Annotated in this window: 1 protein-coding gene; it reads right to left on the reverse strand. The window is 76.0% G+C overall.

All coding sequences use genetic code 11. From position 1 onward, the window contains the following. Positions 1 to 225 (reverse strand): AMP-binding protein (locus tag GT042_RS15215; RefSeq protein ID WP_161309245.1); only part of this gene is annotated, 225 nt, incomplete at both ends.

A 225-nucleotide genomic window follows, 5' to 3' on the forward strand; every position in this document is an offset into this window, starting at 1 on the left:
CCCAGATCTCGAAGGTGGAGGCGTCGAAGACGTACGCGGAGTGCAGCAGGACGGCGTCGGCCGCGCCGTCCGCCCAGGTCCGCTCGGCCGCGAGGGCGGTGATGTCGGCGTGGGTGACTCCGACGCCCTTGGGCAGGCCGGTGGAGCCGGAGGTGAACATCACGTACGCGAGCCGGGCGCCGCCCGGGACGGCGGGGAGGGCTCCGGGGGCGTCGGGGCCGCCGT

It is taken from the genome of Streptomyces sp. SID3212, from assembly GCF_009865405.1.
GTDB lineage: Bacteria > Actinomycetota > Actinomycetes > Streptomycetales > Streptomycetaceae > Streptomyces.